Here is a 17,834-nt window from a genome sequence, read left to right as displayed (position 1 = left end):
TTCCTGTAGATATTCACCCTTGGGTTTACACAAACGATATAAACGGACATGATATAATGCGTGAACACCCCCGTTGACGGTGGGGTATTAAACCCACAAAGAAAATGATAACTACAGGAAAACCGCAAATTTTAGCCCTGCTTTCCCATCCATCTGCTGATGCTTGAAACCTCTCGGTTGAGGGTTAAAACGTCTCGGTTTGTTGAATAACTACTAATAACTACAAATACTGAAACAAAGTTTTAAACAACTTAATCTCAAAAAGTCACCAGAAACTATATGTTGTTAATAACAGACAAGCTATAAAGTTCCAACCCACCTATTTAATTACGGACAAAAGACTAAATATGAATTACTCAATACTTAACCAAGAAGCTGTTCAACAACTGATGACTTCTTTTGGCTTTAACTCCCTAGATCAAGTAGACCAACTAGAAACAATTACTGACTATTACAATTATCTGGAGAAGACAGACCAAAAAAATTTGATGTCTAATGGTTCTCAGAATTTCCGTCATGCCAAACATATTTCTGCTGTTCTCAAAAATCAGGCTAGGGATACTCTGTTTGTTAATGAACCTGTTGCTAATACTCTGCGGGATTTTCGTTTACCTTTTGATGAACGAAATAACTCTATGGATATGTCTGTTAGTTCGCTGCAAAAACTACTGCCAGAGGAACTCGAGAGGACAGCACTAGAAGCTTTAAGTCAAGATGCTCCTACTCGCTACGTTAAACCTAGTTCAATTCAGTCTACTCAATCACCTGCGGCATATCTTAAGTATATTTATGATAAGGCTAAAGCGATCGAGAATGTTAATCCGGATTTTGATTTAATTGCTCGTCGTCCCGATCTAGAGGACTTGGTATTAAATGAAGATAATTTACATCAGGAAGTGACGACTCTGGAGTTAGCGAATGAGTTGTTAATTGCTCAATATTTGGATAAAAGTGGGAAAACAGAAGAAGAATTATACGAAAATCTCAAGTATACGTTTCACCCCTTAGAATTACCTTTCGATAAGAGTCACAGCGAGGTTCGTTATATTCTAGCAGCAATGCAAGACGGGATGAGTCTTAATGAAATAGCTCGTCGCATCAAAGAAAATGACTTTGCTCTCAATGATACAAATTTTACCTTAATACCTAACCTGGTAGATCGATTAAATCTGTATCAAAGGAAAATGGACTTACTGGGTATTTACTAAGAATGTTACCACTGGTGAAATGAAAATTTATGTCAATGGAACTCTTTGGCATAGTGAAGGAGACAAAAATCAACCAATCAATCTAGCAAATAAAGTAGTGTTGGGAAATTTTATTTCAAACAATGGTACTTTATCTAATAATTGGTACGAGGGTCTAGTAGCTCATCTTCAGATTTACAGCAAAGAATTATCACCAACAGAAATTAATAAAAAGTATCTTTTTCTGTCTCAAGTAGAAAGGTTCCGAGAAGCAACCAAACTGTCAATAGAAGAGTTCAATCAATTTTACCCTAACTACAGAGTCAAGGATGACGCAGATAACAGCTATGAAACAAATAAAGTCTATGGTACCTATATCAGTAACGGTCATAACTTAACTCTCAAGACAGTCGATGCAAAGTTAGTGATGGGCCATGATGACGGAACATATCTTAATCACGACTTCTTCTATCGCTTCAACCGCATCATTCGCCTCCAGAAAAGGACGAATATACCATACTATCAATTAGACTGGTTACTCAATACAATAGAAGATCAAGATGGACTGATCGATGATGACAGACTCAATGTTATTGCCCATTATCTAGACTGGAACCACAAATATCAATTTAGTGTAGATGAGTTTGTCGGTATACTCACAGAAATTAATAGTTATCGTCGCATGGGAGAACAAGAAACTTCTCTCCTGCGACAAATATTTGGCAATGCAGCACCAAAATTAGTAAAAGTTCTCAAGGATGGCAGTACAAAATTTGCTGATTTAGAATCTTCCCTCAAAGAATATTTGATTATCGGTTTGCGTATCACCTTTGCAGAATACAATGCTATTGTCAAAGTAATAACCAATAATGATGAAAATGCAAAATTTGACAAAGCAGCATTAGCACGAATGTACCGTTTAGTCAAGGTGTTTACATTATTTGGGTGGGGTATTGCTAAAGGAATTGAATTAGTAGAAAAATTAGGACTAATTGAGGTATTTGCTCATCCTGGACAAAAAGTCAGTGATGTATTATCAGCATTAGATAAACTGGTGTGGTTATCTGAGTGGATAAACGCAGAAGACAATAACCTGACAATAGATAATATTCTGACAATTTTAACACCACCGGATGATGCAGGAACTTTGCAAGCAACTGTAGAAGTAGAAGAATTTTTGGATTTACTTGAACAGGATATTGAGGAGCATCGAGTTGTAGAACAGAGTTTCACTAATTATGAAAGTTGGCAAATTATAGTAGAAAAAGCACCAGAAGAAGATCACGAAGGAATCGGTATCATGGGTATTCCGGCTGACATTTGGTATCAACTGTTGCAAGAGAACGAGCCAAAAATTATTGATAAGTATGGATTAGTTCTGAATGTTGAAAAAGCAAACATTGCAGAGGGAGTAACAAAAATTATCAAGGATAAAATAGAAGCAGCAGCAGAAAAAGGGTATCAACTAACGCTAACGGAATCAGCAGAAGGGCAAAAACAAGAACTAATTGTAGAAATTGCCAATTTCCAAAGACGACAACAAGAATCTCTTGCCAAAATTATTACTGAAAAACTCAGCGGACTTAGCTCGGAAATTATTCCTGATCTACTGCGATGGATGGGAATAGATTATTATGAAACACTCAAGCAACTTTTAGGATTGCAAGACAAAGAAGTACCAGAAAAACTGAGTCAAGACACTTTGAAATTACTGTACAACATTAATCGTCATGGAATAGTCATATCTCAGTTGGAGTTAGACACATATACAGTATCTATTGCTGCTGAAAAACCAGAATGGTTAGTGGAATGGTTAGTGGAAGAGATGAGTCATAAACTATCTCTGGAGCAAGTGTATTATCTGTATAAGTTCAAAACCCTATTGAATGCTAAAGTCAGTTCTCAACATTGGTTCGTATACTTAGCAGCAGTCAATGAGGGTGAACTTGAGGAAGAAGAACAAAATAAGCTATTAGCTGCGTTTTTAGATTGGTCTGTAGAAGATATTCCTAACTTAACCAATAAAATTACTTACAGTTTGGTGAAAACTGTACAACAAATAGAGTATCTACGTCGTCAGATAGAACTTTGTCAAGATTTGCATATTCAGGGAGAACAACTCCAATGGTTCCACCATTATGATATTATTCCTGATTTTTGGCAGCAAGTAGTTCCAGTAGTCAAATTAGGATTAAATCGTCAAAATGACGAAGTACGGAAAAAAACAGCTAAAGATGCTATCAATTTAGAACTCAGGGATGCTTTAGTTGCCAACTTTATGAATGAAGTCGTTGGTGAGAGTGAGTCACCAGCGCTGAAAGAGAAAATCAAGAGTTGGGAAGATATTTATCAATATTTGCTCCTGGATGTCAATGTTTCCTATGAAGTACCCACAACTCGTTTATTAGAATGTACAGGTGCAGTGCAGTTGTATATTAACCGGATGATCCAGGGAGTCGAGGATGCAAATTGGGAAAAGGGTCAGTTAGAGAATCTCAAAAAATCTTGGGATATATCACAACAGTATCGGTTATGGGAAGCAAACGAGAAGTTGGGATTATATCCTTCTAGTTATATAGAACCGACGTTACGTTTGCACAAAACAGAAATTTTTGAAACCTTTGAAAAGAATTTAGGTCAGGGGTCTCTGAATGAAGAGATGGTGCAGCAAGCAATTATGCAATATCTAGAGCAAATACAGCAGTTATCAGAGTTGCGGGTAGAAGGTTTCACTTCTCAAAAGTTAAGGGACTCTATTGAGTTTTGTTTTACAGCGAAAGCAACTTGGGAAACAAATAGTTATTACTATCGCTTGTTGACGGTTGATAAAACGAAGTTGGAAGCAGGAAGTAAGTATCCTTTTGAATGGGGTGCTTGGATGAAAGCGGAGCTAGTATTTAGTCAGCAACATATTTATGGTTTAGCTCCCTGTTATGGTTGGAATCGATTGTATATGTATTGGTTTGAGTTGTTTGAAACTCGTTCTAAAGATGGTCAAACAACAGAGTATTACTTGCAACCAAAATATTGTCGTCAAAATACTGATGGCAGTTTTGGGCAACCGAGGAATAGTGTGATGAATATGGACTCAAGTATAAATGGAATAGATGACCCGATCACTATGACACATCAGGGGATTAAGATTACATATGAAGGAGAAAATATTGTAGAAGACCTACAGGTTGAAGTTTTTGAACCTTATTTTGACCAAAAAGAACAAAAGATATTAATGTATTTCTCTGCTGGTGTTAGTAAAGATTCTAAAGATAGTGAATCTCTTCCGTTCTTCTCTTCTGTTACCTCAAAAGAAGAAACAGTTGTGCAAAAGATTAATGATGACCAGTTTGATGAAGAATATCAACCCCTAGATGGTTATTATGCAATTCACGAGATCCACCCCTCCCAAGTAAAGATACAACCACAAAAGGCTACAGACTCTATAAACTGGGGTTCTATACTACCAGATAACAGGAGATGGTCTAATCTGTACTTAACTGGAATTGAGATGAAATGGACTGGTGCAGTTATAAATAATAATGAAGTCACCTTAAACTGGGAATTTGATTGCCGAGATTCTCGTTACAATCTGACAAAAAATCTCTACTTCGGGTGGGTCGATCACAGCAGATTTGGTTACACTGTCTGCAAGAATTTATCCCACGAGGAAACTCAGATAAAACTGATCCCTAGTAACAACGAATTTAATGAGCAAGTCGTTACACTAGCTAAACATAAGACCGCAGAGGGAAATAATCCTCTGGGGTTCAGCAATAAAGAGGGTTATGTTAAGTTTAAACTAGATCAAAACCAAACAGAAACAGAGTTTGATATTACATTGAAAGTTAACACTAAATGGCAGTATTCATATCTTGTAAATTGGCATTGGCCCCTTGAGAGTCGTGAAGATACTAAATCTAGAGAAGAAACAAGATTTACCTTTCACGTCCATTATAACGCAAATGAAAGTCTACAGTCAGTCTTTGTTAGAAACTCAGAAGATAATCCCAGTTTAGCTGACCAACGATTTTTACTATTTCCTTACAAAAATTCCTTCTATACAACGAATCTCTACTCTACTGCCATTCAACGAGTAGTCGAACTAGCTCACCCATATTACGACATTCACCAACTCTTTGATTTAGATCATCAGCACTACAAGGAAGAGGGGATTCAAGATTACCTAGATGCACTGAAAGCAACTGACACTTATTCTGAGTTCTCCGACCCCCAACCCGATACACATATGGATTTCTGGGGACCTTATGGCATATATGCTTGGGAGATATTCCACTACATTCCTTTAATGGTAGCTTACAAATACACTCAATCCCAGAATTTTGATTTAGCTAAGAAGTGGTTGAAGCACGTCTACGACCCTACCCTTAAAGATGATCCTTGGGGAAATTATCCTTTAGAACATCTACCAAACGGAGTTGGTCGTAGTGCTTTGGGTATCAATGATCCAGACGCGAGGGCTCGTGAAACTCCTTATTATTATCGTCGGTCTACCATTCGTCAATACATACAAAACCTGATAGAACAGGGAGATTACTATTATCGTCAGATTGCCACAGAAACCCTGCGTCAAGCCAAAATGTATTATGTGGAAGCGAAAAATATATTCATAGAAGGCGGACAGTCTTTAGCAAATGTTCAACTAGGGGAAGACTGGAAAGATCCGACTTTAGGAGATGTAAAAGATGAGGATTTTATAGCACCTTATGACGAAGAGATAATGAAAGTCTATCAGACAATAGAGCAACGGTTGTATAATCTACGTCATTGGTTAGCAATAGATGGAACACCGTTGAATATACCTCTAATTGCTCCTCCTATCGACCCCAGGGTATTGCAACAAGCTGCTCTTGCTGGAGTTTCACCAACACAATTTCAACAACAAGCAACAAGAACTCTGAATTATGATTTTGATGACATACTCGGTCGCGCTCGTGGTTATGTGCAAGATTTAATTAGTTGGTCAACTAATTTGTTGCAGTATTGGGAGAATTATGAAAACATCCAGTATCAAAACCTAGCAGACAGTTTCATTTCATTTGATTCAGCAATATTCATGCAGGAGAAAACAATTGAAGCTCTAGAAAAAAATATTGAGATTCAACAAAAGACGAAAGAACAAAGTATATCTGAAGTGATTTTTAATGAATTTGAAATAGTATTGAGAAGTCTTTCTAGAGATCTGGCTACAAAGTATAAGCTAGCGGTGACAACAAAGCAGTTCTTATCAATACCAATGAATTATATCAAAGCAGCCTTAAAAATGATACCTAATATATTTGGGACGTCAAATGGGGGTTCTAAGTACGAAGCAACAGCAGAAGCAAATCTTGAGACAAACAAAAGCACAATTAATCTTGAGGAAGGACTCTTAGATCAGCTTCAAGAAGCAGCAGAAATAGCGCAAGATCTAAGAGAGTTCTCATTCAACATAGTTCAAACTAAGATGGCAATAGAGATAATTGATCAGGAAATTGAGGTATCAAACATAGAATTAGAGATAGAAAGACAAGTCCTTGAAGATATTAAAGGGGACAAAAAGGACAGTGAAACATTGGCAGCATTTAATCAAAAACGTTTCACTAACGAAATGTTTTTTAAGTGGTACGTTGATAATTTGAAGCAACTTTATCGCACCCTGTTTGACCAGACAGTTAGTTTCTGTTTATTAGCGGAAAGGGTGTATCAAGAGGAAATAGGAGAAAAAACCATATTTATTCGACCTCAATGGGATGATGTTTATCATGGTTTATTATCAGGTCAGAAGTTATTACTAAATCTCCAACAAATGGAGTACACTTATTTGCAAAAGACTCTCTATGACGATCAACCTGTAACACGGACTTTCTCCCTAGAAGAAAAAGATGACAATATACTGGCAAGTCTCAAAACTCATGGAAAAGCTGTAATTCATATTCAGGAGTCTTGGTTTGAGGAAGATTTTCCAGAGGAGTTCGGACGACGTATTCAGAGTGTTAAGGTGAAATTCTTGGGGTTAGAAGGTAGCGATCCTATTGCAGCAGAATTAACTCAAATTTCTAACCGATATTCTGCTAAAGAACGAACATTACAAAGGGTTTGTGCTTATGGGAAAATTAAGCTATTAGGTGTGGAGACAGATACAGCGACAATGACACCCAAGCAAAAAGGACGATTATTACCATTTGAAGGTTCTGGTGTAGAATCAACTTGGTTGTTATCTGTTCCGGCGGCGGTGAAAGCTATTCAGGAGAAACAAATCACATATAAGCATAAGTCTACTCTGGAGAAACTAGAAGATATTGAGATGACTATTCGTTATACAGCGAAATCTTAATTTTCGGCGTTGCTGATTCTGGGTATGATGCAAGCCCCCCTAACCCCCCAATGCGTGGGGGGAATAACAGCAGTTTTCATTTGGGTAGACCACAGTAGGAACGTTCCATGGAACGTCCCTACAGGTTTATTGTTTTTTTTAGGTACTCCTGCATAGTAATGGTATACAAGGAACAAGGGATACTTGGTACGGGAGCAAGATGCTCCCACTGCCATTACAATGCACCACCACCTTTTTTTAATGTGGTTATTGACCTGAAAACCTTTGTATGGTAATATTATGTCCCGATAATTAGTGATCAAAAACCTTGCTCCTTCTTATATCAAATCCGCCTAATTGCACATACAAAAAATTATCCAATTGCCATAACTACGCTCATATTTCTAATTCTTTCTTCTCCTGACTCCTGAATCCTGACTCCTGACTCCTAAACAGTTAACCTATGTATAACTGTTTAACCGGATTTGATATTATACCTGAAAACCCTTTTCAGATTGATAAACCACATCGTCATCACCAAAAACCTATAGAACCCATTTGATAGCTATATAATTATGGTGTAAGAGTCTTTTCGCGCATCAATGAGTGAGGAAAAATCATCTGAAGGAGTGTTGAATTTTTTGTATTATTTCTCCTCACATCTTCCCTTTTCCTTTCCCCTCCTGGGAGGGGGAGGGAAAAGGGGTGGGTTGTCTCTTGTCTCCTAGCTAAATTAATATTGATGAAGATACCAAATGGGTTCTATAAGGGCAAATGACATTCGCTCCTACTTTGGTTCATTGACCTGAAAACCGCTTTGACATCCTCCCCGGCCTAAAGGCACGGGGATTCCTACTGAGCCGTAGCTCCTCGGCGGGTTGACGCTTCACAGGGTGCTGCTTCCTTGGCGGTAGTCTAACGCTTCCCTCCACGTCCGTTTAGAGTTTCCGAGTGCCCCCCGGCAACTAATAAAACTATAGCATATATTCAATTCACTTGCATGCTAAAATAAAAAGTCGCCCTACAAGGGCGAGGCTTTAAACCCAATTTTTCGGTAAAAAACTTCTTCTTCTTCCCTCCTGACTCCTGACTCCTGACTCCTGACTCCTGACTTAAATCAAGCGATCGCCTGAACATGATAAAATGTAGCATTATACATTATTTTTGTATAGACAATATAACTAAACTATGCTACAAACCACCAAAAAAAAAGACGTTCAAGTTGTCATCATTGCTGAAGAAACAAAAGTGTTACGGTCTCGCACTTGGGATAGACTAAAATTTGAAGTCGAATATTCTCTACAAAAAGGTACTACTGCTAACTCCTATCTCATTCAAGCAGAAAAAACTGCTATTATCGACCCACCGGGTGAGTCATTTACTAGAAATTATTTAGATTCATTACAACTACGCTTAAATTGGCATCGCCTTGACTATGTAATTCTAGGACACTTTAATGCTAACCGTGGTACTACCCTCAAAGCTTTATTATCCCTCGCACCTCAAATAACTTTTGTCTGCTCAAACCCCGCAGCTTTAACTCTCAAAGACTATTTTAAAGAAGAAGAATTGAAAATTCAGATAGTTAAAGGTGAAGATACTCTAGACTTGGGCAATGGTCATCAATTACAATTTATTACCACTCCTACCCCTAAATGGCCTGATGGTTTGATGACTTACGACCCAAAAACTCAAATTTTGTTTACTGATAAATTTTTCGGCGCTCATGTTTGTGGAGACCAAGTTGCTGATGAGGGATGGACTATCTACAGTGAAGACCGACGTTTTTATTATGACTGTCTCCACGCTGCTCAAGCAAAACAAGTGCTTTCTGCCCTAGATAAAATTTCTGACTTGAGCGTGAAATTTTATGCTTCCGGTCATGGACCAATGGTACGTTATGGGATGACCGAGTTAACAAATTTGTATCGGAAGTGGAGTCAGGAACAAAATTCACGAGATTTGAATGTTGCCTTGCTTTATGCTTCAGCTTATGGTAATACTGCAACTATTGCTCAGGCGATCGCTAAGGGTTTAACTAAAGCAGGAGTAGCTGTAGAATCAATTAACTGTGAAGCTGCCACGTCTGATGAAATCAAGGAAGCAATTGAAAAATGTGATGGATTTATTATTGGTTCTCCCACACTTGGCGGTCACGCACCAACTCAAATTCAAACAGCTTTGGGTATTGTACTGAATACAGCTTCTAAGAGTAAACTAACTGGGGTATTTGGTTCCTTTGGTTGGAGTGGTGAGGCCATTGATATTTTGGAAAGTAAGTTAAAGGATGCGGGTTATAAGTTTGGTTTTGAAACTATTCGGGTGAAGTTTAAGCCAGACGATCTGACGCTTCAAACTTGTAAAGAGGCAGCTATTGATTTTGCTCAGACTTTGATTAAGTCTCGGAAACTTCGCGCTCCTAAACCTTCGGCAAGTGCTTCGGGAAGCGATCGCACAGCTCAAGCAGTGGGACGTGTTGTGGGGTCTTTGTGTGTGATGTCTGCTAGACGTGGAGATGTCACCAGTGCGATGTTAGCTTCTTGGGTTTCTCAGGCGACTTTTAATCCTCCTGGGGTGACTATTGCTGTGGCAAAAGACCGAGCGCTGGAATCTTTGACTCATACAGGCGATCGCTTTGTGTTGAATATATTGGCAGAGGGTAAACAATTGAGGAAGCATTTTCAGAAGTCTTTTGCACCGGGAGAAGATCGTTTTGTGGGAGTGGAAACCAAGGAAGCTGAGAATGGTTGTCCGGTTTTGACAGGTGCTTTAGCTTATTTGGAATGTAAGGTGGCAAACCGGATGGAATGTGGCGACCATTGGTTGGTTTATGCAGTAGTGGAGAATGGTCAGGTACTGAATGAGGGAGTAACAGCAGTTCATTTCCGCAAATCAGGTAGTCATTATTAAAACAGTTGTTGGGAAATAAGAATTGAAAAGGCTCAAAAGCTTACTTTATAGAGCTTTCATGGTTTTAAGGCTGAAAAAACACGATAAACTTTTACTAATAAGGGTTTTAGCAATTTTTTTAGCTTATATCATGTCCGGATAATTAGACATCTCTGAAAAAGATATAGACTTTTTGCACATAGCAGGCAACAGGCAACAGGCAACAGGCAACAGGCAACAGGCAACAGGGAATAGATTTTCAGGAAAAATGTACCAAAAATGATTTAGGGAACTGACTTTTACAACTCTAGCTTTTGTTAAATAAAGGGTAAGTTTATTTTCACCAGATGTCTATTAGTTATAAAAAAACTTTCTCCTCTTCTTTCTTGTTTCCTGTTTCTTTCCTCGTGAATCCTGACTCCTGATATCATGTCCGGTAGCATCAGTATTGTATAGCGAAGGTAAGGAAGAAGGAAGAGGGAAGAAGGAAGAAGGCTTAAAAGCTTGAAAAAACCTAAATTTCCTGTAGATATTCACCCTTGGATTTACACAAACGATACCAGCGGACATGATATGAGTCCTCAGTCGTTTATTTATAACTGTTCAACCGGACATGATATTACAGCGCTTTTCAAATTGATGAACCATATCTTCACAAGCAAAACCTTGTAGGGAAGTTCCATGGAACGTCCCTACTGTGGTCTACCGTGCAGGAAAACCGCTGTAATTCCCAACAACTCTAGCAATATGATTTTAGTTGTGAGATATTGGATACTTTTGTTTTAGGTATGGAGGGAATAGGGAATAGGTATGGAGGGGAGAAACGAATACATATAGCGCTGTGCGCAGGGAACAGGGAACAGGGAACAGGGAACAGGGGGAATAAATTGCCGATCATATAAGACTTCTAGCTCTTTTGCCCCTACTACAATTTGTAAATATACCAGCGCTCATTGCTATAAGAATAAGATAACTGCTATATTCTTTTTTTTAAAGAAACACCTCAATTCTCACATCTGATTCCTGATTGCTATCTATTAGAAAAAATGCTCGAAGAAGGGGTAAACAAAATTATCAATGTAAGAATTGTGGTCGGCAAGAAGATTGAACATTATCAGGAGATGTTATTTTTACCAATCAAACTACTTATTTATTATTTGCTCATAGCAAAAACTTTCTGATATAATCAGGACTTATATCATGTCCGGCTAATTAGTGATAAAAAACTTTCTCCTTCAACTCCAGTTCTTCTTCTTCCTTCTTCTTTCTTCCCTCCTGACTCCTGACTCCTGACTCCTGACTCCTCCGTCGTTATTTATTTATAACTGTTCAACCGGACATGATATTACGCATGAGGTACAAAAAACTAGGATTTGAGATTGCTTTCCGTCCCGGAATGCTCCGCAAACCCTGTCGGTCGCTTCGGACAAAAATACGTTGTACTGAGAAGTCCTAATAATCTGAGTCAAATCCTGTAATTCTTTGATTTAGCGATCGCTCTGTTAATTAAAAACCTTTGAATTTTTATTAATAAATAAGGAGTATATATGAACGGAGACTATACATAGGGTTTGCGCTTCACTAGTCTTTTAGTAGGGGTAGGAGACAGGAGACAACCCACCCCTCGCCCCTCCCCCTCCCAGGAGGGGAAGACAGGAGACAGAAGAAATAGGAATGAGCGAGGAGGTAGGAGTAAGAATTATCAATTTGGGATTTTTCTACCATAGTCAGCCCAAAATACTAGCTTTTTGCAGCTCACAGGCACCGAAAAGCTGGCACTTTTTTGAACCCCAAAAAGGCTAATACCTTATATTTATCAATACTTTGAGAATTAATCACCAAGCCCTACATAATATAAGGTGACAATTTCTAATTTGTCTACCGATATCTAAAAAATAAGTCTATTGAATGCTGGTTTCTGTGTGCCAAATTTAATTCTGGTGCTTTTATAGCGTGATCAATACGGAAACAAAATTTTGAGTTGGAAGAATTAATTAGGAAAGAAAATACACCACTCAAACAAATAAAGAAAGAGAAAAATATGAATATCAAAGCTATTGCTCTGGCATCTGTTATTGGTTTATCTACTCCTGCGGTCGCAGATATTACCTTAAATTCTCATAGTGCTTCTGCAATGCCTACCGACTTTGTCCGTCCAACTGGAGCTTTCATGGATAATAGCGAAAATTGGGTTGTTTGGCTGAAATTAGATGAGTTCGGAAACTATACCTATGAAGCTCAATCTCGAAAAACTGGCGCTTCTCTAACTTTGAAAAATGCCTCAATTACAGGGAATAACCAACGCTATACTTATACCTTTAGAAATGGAAGTCACAAATATATTATTGCTCACCGACCTAAAGACCCGTCAATCATCCGCCTGACTGTTGTCAACCCACAAGGATATGTAATATTAAACCGCCTGATGGAAAAGGTTGGTAATGATTGGGATGTCTAAAAACAAAGGAGTGATATTTTTGGCGTTGCTGATTGGCTTTGTTGCACAAAAGATGGTGTTTAGGGTAAGCTCCAGAGCTACAAAGTAGAAATCTAGTAAACTTCCAACTAAGGGAGTTTTTTGCGATTCCGGAACGGATCGCGGAGCGAATCGCTACTTTCATGCAACAAAGCCTAAAATTAGCAAAAAAGTGGTTTTGCTTGTACCGATCGGTTGACAACTGAAGTATTGCCCAAGTATAGCAATAATACATGGGAATTGGTATGATTTGCATTTATCCTGACTCCTGAAGACTGACTGCTACCCCTAGCAAAAGACTTTCCATAAGCAAACCCTAATTATTTAACCCAATATAGCGTTTCCCAAGCTAATAAGGTACAGTTGTTTTTCTTCTTGATCGATTCCTACAGAACCAGAATTACTACTCCCTACTCCCTAAAACCAAGGAATTTTGTACCTCACAAGTATGGGAATTGCTATATGATATTACATCAGCAACTAATATAGCGCTGTGCGCAGGCAACTGGTAATAGGCAACAGCTCCGGAAGGGGGAATAAAAAGCTGATAAGATAAGACTTTTAGCTATTAGACATCTGGTAAAAATCCAAAATCAAATCAATTCTCACACTAGATATATCAATTATTTCCCCTCCTGGGAGGGGGAGGGGCGAGGGGTGGGTTCCCTACTGCCTACAACAAAGCTGCCTACTCCCTCTTTTGGAGGAGATGTCTATTGGACAGTTCCTGTAATTTGTAAATATGCCAGCGCACATTGCTATATCATGTCCGGATAATTAGTGATCAAAAAACTTTCTCCTTCTCTTCTCCTTTCTTCCCTCCTGACTCCTGAGGACTGACTCCTCCGTCGTTTATTTATAACTGTTCAACCGGACATGATATAACTATAACTCAACAAGATATGATAATAAAAACTAAACAGTTGTTCAGGAGAATATAGTTTATGACATTGCTATTAGCTGGAGACATTGGCGGTACTAAAACAATACTACAACTGGTGGAAGCTAAACGAGAAGAATCCAAGGGGACTGTGGAATTTAAGAGCCTTTATGAGAATCGTTACTCTAGTCACGATTTTCCAGATTTAGTACCTATAGTACAAAAATTTTTGGCAGAAGCAAATGAGAAATTGGGACAGCAATTCCAACCAGAAAAAGCTTGTTTTGCGATCGCAGGTCCGGTCATCAATAATACTGTTAAATTAACTAACCTACCTTGGATGCTGGATGCTAAATTGTTAGAAAATGAGTTAGGGGTATCCCAAGTTAGCCTGATCAACGATTTTGAAGCAGTAGGTTATGGAATTTTGGGTTTAACTGACAATGATTTGGAGACTTTACAAGTTGGCGAACCTCAAGGTGATACTCCAATAGCTGTAATTGGTGCAGGTACGGGATTAGGAGAATGTTTTTTAATTCGAGGAGGAGGAGCAGTCAGGGTTTACGCCACAGAGGGGGGTCATACAGATTTTGCACCACGCTCTGAGTTAGAATTTGATCTATTAAAATATTTGTTAGCAAAGCATAATATAGACCGAGTGTCCGTAGAAAGGGTGGTTTCAGGCATGGGAATTGTGGCAATTTATCAATTTTTACGCGATCGCAAATCTGCTGCTGAATCTCCTGAAATAGCGGAAGTACTAAGAAAGTGGGAAACAGAAATTGGCTCAAGTGAAATTACAGTAGATCCTGGTGCAGTTATTGGGAAAGCTGCATTGGAAAAGAGCGATCGTTTGTGCGATAAAACTTTAGAGCTGTTTGTGGGAGCTTATGGAGCGGAAGCAGGTAATTTAGCATTGAAACTTTTACCTTATGGTGGTCTATATATAGCAGGTGGTATCGCTGCTAAAATCCTGCCACTGATGAAGTCAGGTACTTTTATGGAAGCTTTTAACCATAAGGGGCGAATGAGAGTATTGTTAGAAAAAGTACCCGTTCATATTGTGTTAAACCCTAAAGTGGGATTAATTGGTGCGGCGATTCGTGCTTCTAATTTATAGGCAATGATACTAAGTAGGGGAGTGGGGGAGTGGGGGAGTAGGGGAGATTAAATATTGAAGTAATTGGGAGTTCGGTAGTTTTGGTACAAAAAATTACGATTAGACCATTTGAGGTGCTGTGAGAATTATTAAAACCCTGATTAATATTATGTCCGGATAATTAGTGATGCAAAAACTTTTTCTCGTAAGCGCCTTTTCTTCCCTCCTGTCTCCTGCCTTTCTTTCCGTACCGTTACTACCGATCACCTTAGCGAAACTGATGCAACTGTTGACTTTTGACTTAAAATACTACTGAATCTCCTAAATTCTAACTTTTAATTTAAAATTTCTCACTTTTAACTTTTGACTTATGATTAATTGGAGACCCTATCTAGAATCAATTTGTCGGGAATATGCCAAATGGTGGGAAGTTTATACTCTGACGGATGTGAGAGGAAAAAAGTCTCTTCAGCAACCTCAAAATATTTCCCCACTGTTGGATTTGGGTTTGATGGTACAAACTGTTGCGGAAGAAAAACAGAGGGAACGTCCAAAAGAGAAAATTGAACGGTTGACGGTTTTGGACGGTTTGCGCAAATATGCTCCAAATCATGTTTTGTTGGTGGGGCGGCCGGGGTCGGGAAAATCAACTGCTTTGGCCAGATTATTGTTGGAGGAAGCGGAGAAATTAAGATCCTCTATTGGTCTTCCCTTGGGAAGCACGGAAATAAGAGAAACTCCGCTGTTGGAGGAAGCAGAAAAATTGAGATCCCCCCTTAGTCCCCCCTTCTCAAGGGGGGAAACAAGAGAAACTCCTTTGGGAACAGGGGAAACAAGAGAAACTCCTGCCTTTCAAAGGAAGGATGAAGGAGAAACAAAAGAAACTCCTTTGGGAAGAGAGGAAACAGGAAAAACTCCCCCCTTTCTAAGGGGGGTTGGGGGGGATCGACCCAAAATTCCCATCCTCATCGAACTCCGCTATAGTCAATCTTCTGTACTTTCCAGAATTCAAGCATTTATCCACAAACACCACCCCACCATAAATATAGATACAGCAACTCTAGAAACTTTGCTCCGTCAAGGTGAATTTTTGCTGCTCTTCGATGGGTTTAACGAGATGGCATCGGAAGCGGCACGACAACTCTTAAGAATTTTTCGGCAAGACTACCCCAAAACTGCGATGGTGTTTACGACGCGAGATTTGAGTCTGGGGGGAGATTTGGGGATTGAGAAAAGGTTGGAAATGCTACCTATGACGGAATCTCAAATGCAGGAGTTTGTCTGTGCTTATTTGCCTTTTGATGGTGAAAAATTATGGCAGCAGTTGCAGGGGAGGTTGCGGGAGTTGGGGGAAACTCCGATGTTTTTGTTGATGTTGTGTTCGGTGTTTGGTTATAATAAAGTAATACCTGCTAATCTGGGGTTGGTGTTTCGGAGTTTTACTCAGACTTATAGTGGTCGCCTCAAGCAGGATGTTCCGGTTGATGAAAGTTCAAGACTTTGGTGGGATAGGTTATTGCAGGAGTTGGCGTGGGTGATGACGAATGGGGAGTCGAAAACTGAGATTATGGTTGCTATTTCTCGCCCAAAAGCTGAGGAGGTGTTGACGGAGTTTTTGCGAGGGGAGGTGGTAGCTCCGACTGACTGTGCGATGCGTTGGTTGGAGGATTTATTGGAGCATCATTTGATTCAGGTGGGAGATGATGGTCAGATTTCATTTCGCCATCAGTTGTTGCAGGAGTATTATGTGGCGGAAAGGTTGTTGTCGCTGTTGTCTGGTTTGAGTGACTATGAGTTGCAGTGGGATTATTTGAATTATTTGAAGTGGACGGAAGTAGTGGGGTTGATGTTGGGGTTGATGGAGGATGAGGTGTTAGCGGTGCGGGTGGTAAGGTTGGCGTTGGAGGTAGATTGGTTTTTGGGTGCGAGGTTGGTGGGAGGGGTGCAAGAGAAGTTTCAGGAGCGGGTGTTTGGGGAGGTTGAGCGGTTGGAGTTGCCTGTGTTGGTGAAGGTTAAGTTGGCAGGGTTAACAAAGTCTGATGCTGCTGTTCCGGGGTTGGTTAAATTATTGGAAGACTCAGACAAATATGTGCGTCGAGGTGCAGAAAAAGCTCTGGGTGAAATCCGCTCGAAAACTGCTGTTCCGGGATTAATTAAACTACTAGAAGACTCAGACTATCTTGTGCGTTATAGTGCAGAAAAAGCTCTGGGTGAAATTGGTTCCGAAACAGCAATTCCAGAGCTAATTAAACTCTTAGAAAACTCAGATTCTGGTGTGCATAGTGCAGCAGAAGCTCTGGGTGAAATTGGTTCCGAAACAGCAATTCCAGAGCTAATTAAACTCTTAGAAAACTCAGATTCTGGTGTGCGTCATAGTGCAGCAGAAGCTCTGGGTAAAATTGGCTCGGAAACAGCAATTCCGGAGCTAATTAAACTCTTAGAAAACTCAGACTCTGGTGTGCGTGAAACTGTAGCAAATACTCTGGGTAAAATTGGCTCGGAAACTGTGATTTTTGAGTTGACTAAACTCTTAGAACATTCAAATACAGACTTGCGTAAAACTGCAGCATATCTTATAGAAAAAATTGGCTTGAAAAGTGTGAATTATAAGTCAATTAAACATTCAGAATACATAGAATACGACTATGATTATAAGATGAGTTGCATATCTTCTCAAGATGAAATTGATCCTAAAAGTGCTATTCGTGGCTTAATTATATTCTTAAAATACGAATACGAATACTCCAGTTCAATTTTCCCTTCTAGCATAGCAGATGCTTTAACTGAAATTATTGAATCAGAAATTGCAATTCATGGGTCAATTAAACCTCTAGAAGATATGGAATATCCAGAAGACATAGAATAAATAGATATAATATGGGGTGTCATAAATAATTTGAGTAAAATTGGCTCAGAATTGGCAATTGAAGTTTTAATTAAAATCTTAATCTTAAACAAATATGATACAGATTTATTGTTTACAGTAGCGGATG

Annotated in this window: 9 protein-coding genes; 8 read left to right on the top strand and 1 reads right to left on the bottom strand. The window is 39.0% G+C overall.

Features of this window, described 5'->3' with window-relative positions:
* Positions 1–347: 347 nt before the first annotated feature.
* Entirely contained in the window at positions 348–1,208 is an 861-nt protein-coding gene (locus D5R40_RS10085) for a Tc toxin subunit A (protein WP_124154591.1), read from the top strand.
* Between the two features lie 19 nt (positions 1,209–1,227).
* A complete protein-coding gene (locus tag D5R40_RS10080; RefSeq protein WP_161564967.1) occupies positions 1,228–7,518 on the top strand; it encodes a Tc toxin subunit A-related protein in 6,291 nt (2,096 codons plus the stop codon).
* Positions 7,519–8,484: 966 nt separating this feature from the next.
* Here the strand turns inward: D5R40_RS10080 and D5R40_RS34960 are convergent.
* Positions 8,485–8,649 (bottom strand): hypothetical protein, encoded by a 165-nt coding sequence (locus D5R40_RS34960; RefSeq protein WP_161564966.1) that lies wholly within the window; start codon positions 8,647–8,649, stop codon positions 8,485–8,487.
* Between the two features lie 36 nt (positions 8,650–8,685).
* Between D5R40_RS34960 and D5R40_RS10075 the strand changes: the two genes are divergently transcribed.
* The 6 genes from D5R40_RS10075 (at position 8,686) to D5R40_RS10060 (ending at position 17,707) form a co-directional block, all read left to right on the top strand.
* Positions 8,686–10,407, top strand: a complete 1,722-nt coding sequence (locus D5R40_RS10075) for a diflavin flavoprotein (protein ID WP_124154589.1) — start codon at positions 8,686–8,688, stop codon at positions 10,405–10,407.
* 1,006 nt (positions 10,408–11,413) lie between these two features.
* Positions 11,414–11,494, top strand: a complete 81-nt coding sequence (locus D5R40_RS43490; protein ID WP_445974413.1) for an IS1/IS1595 family N-terminal zinc-binding domain-containing protein — start codon at positions 11,414–11,416, stop codon at positions 11,492–11,494.
* Between the two features lie 463 nt (positions 11,495–11,957).
* On the top strand, positions 11,958–12,113 hold the full coding sequence (locus D5R40_RS34955; protein WP_161564415.1) for a hypothetical protein: 156 nt from the start codon (positions 11,958–11,960) through the stop codon (positions 12,111–12,113).
* Between the two features lie 314 nt (positions 12,114–12,427).
* On the top strand, positions 12,428–12,844 hold the full coding sequence (locus tag D5R40_RS10070) for a hypothetical protein (protein ID WP_124144148.1): 417 nt from the start codon (positions 12,428–12,430) through the stop codon (positions 12,842–12,844).
* A 962-nt stretch (positions 12,845–13,806) separates the two neighbouring features.
* Complete coding sequence (locus D5R40_RS10065; protein WP_124144149.1) at positions 13,807–14,862, top strand: glucokinase; 1,056 nt, start codon at positions 13,807–13,809, stop codon at positions 14,860–14,862.
* Positions 14,863–15,211: 349 nt separating this feature from the next.
* Complete coding sequence (locus D5R40_RS10060; protein ID WP_124154588.1) at positions 15,212–17,707, top strand: NACHT domain-containing protein; 2,496 nt, start codon at positions 15,212–15,214, stop codon at positions 17,705–17,707.
* Positions 17,708–17,834 lie beyond the last annotated feature (127 nt).

The sequence above is a fragment of the Okeania hirsuta genome (assembly GCF_003838195.1).
In the GTDB taxonomy this organism is placed as follows: domain Bacteria; phylum Cyanobacteriota; class Cyanobacteriia; order Cyanobacteriales; family Microcoleaceae; genus Okeania; species Okeania hirsuta.
This window is presented reverse-complemented; position numbering and strand designations above follow the sequence as displayed.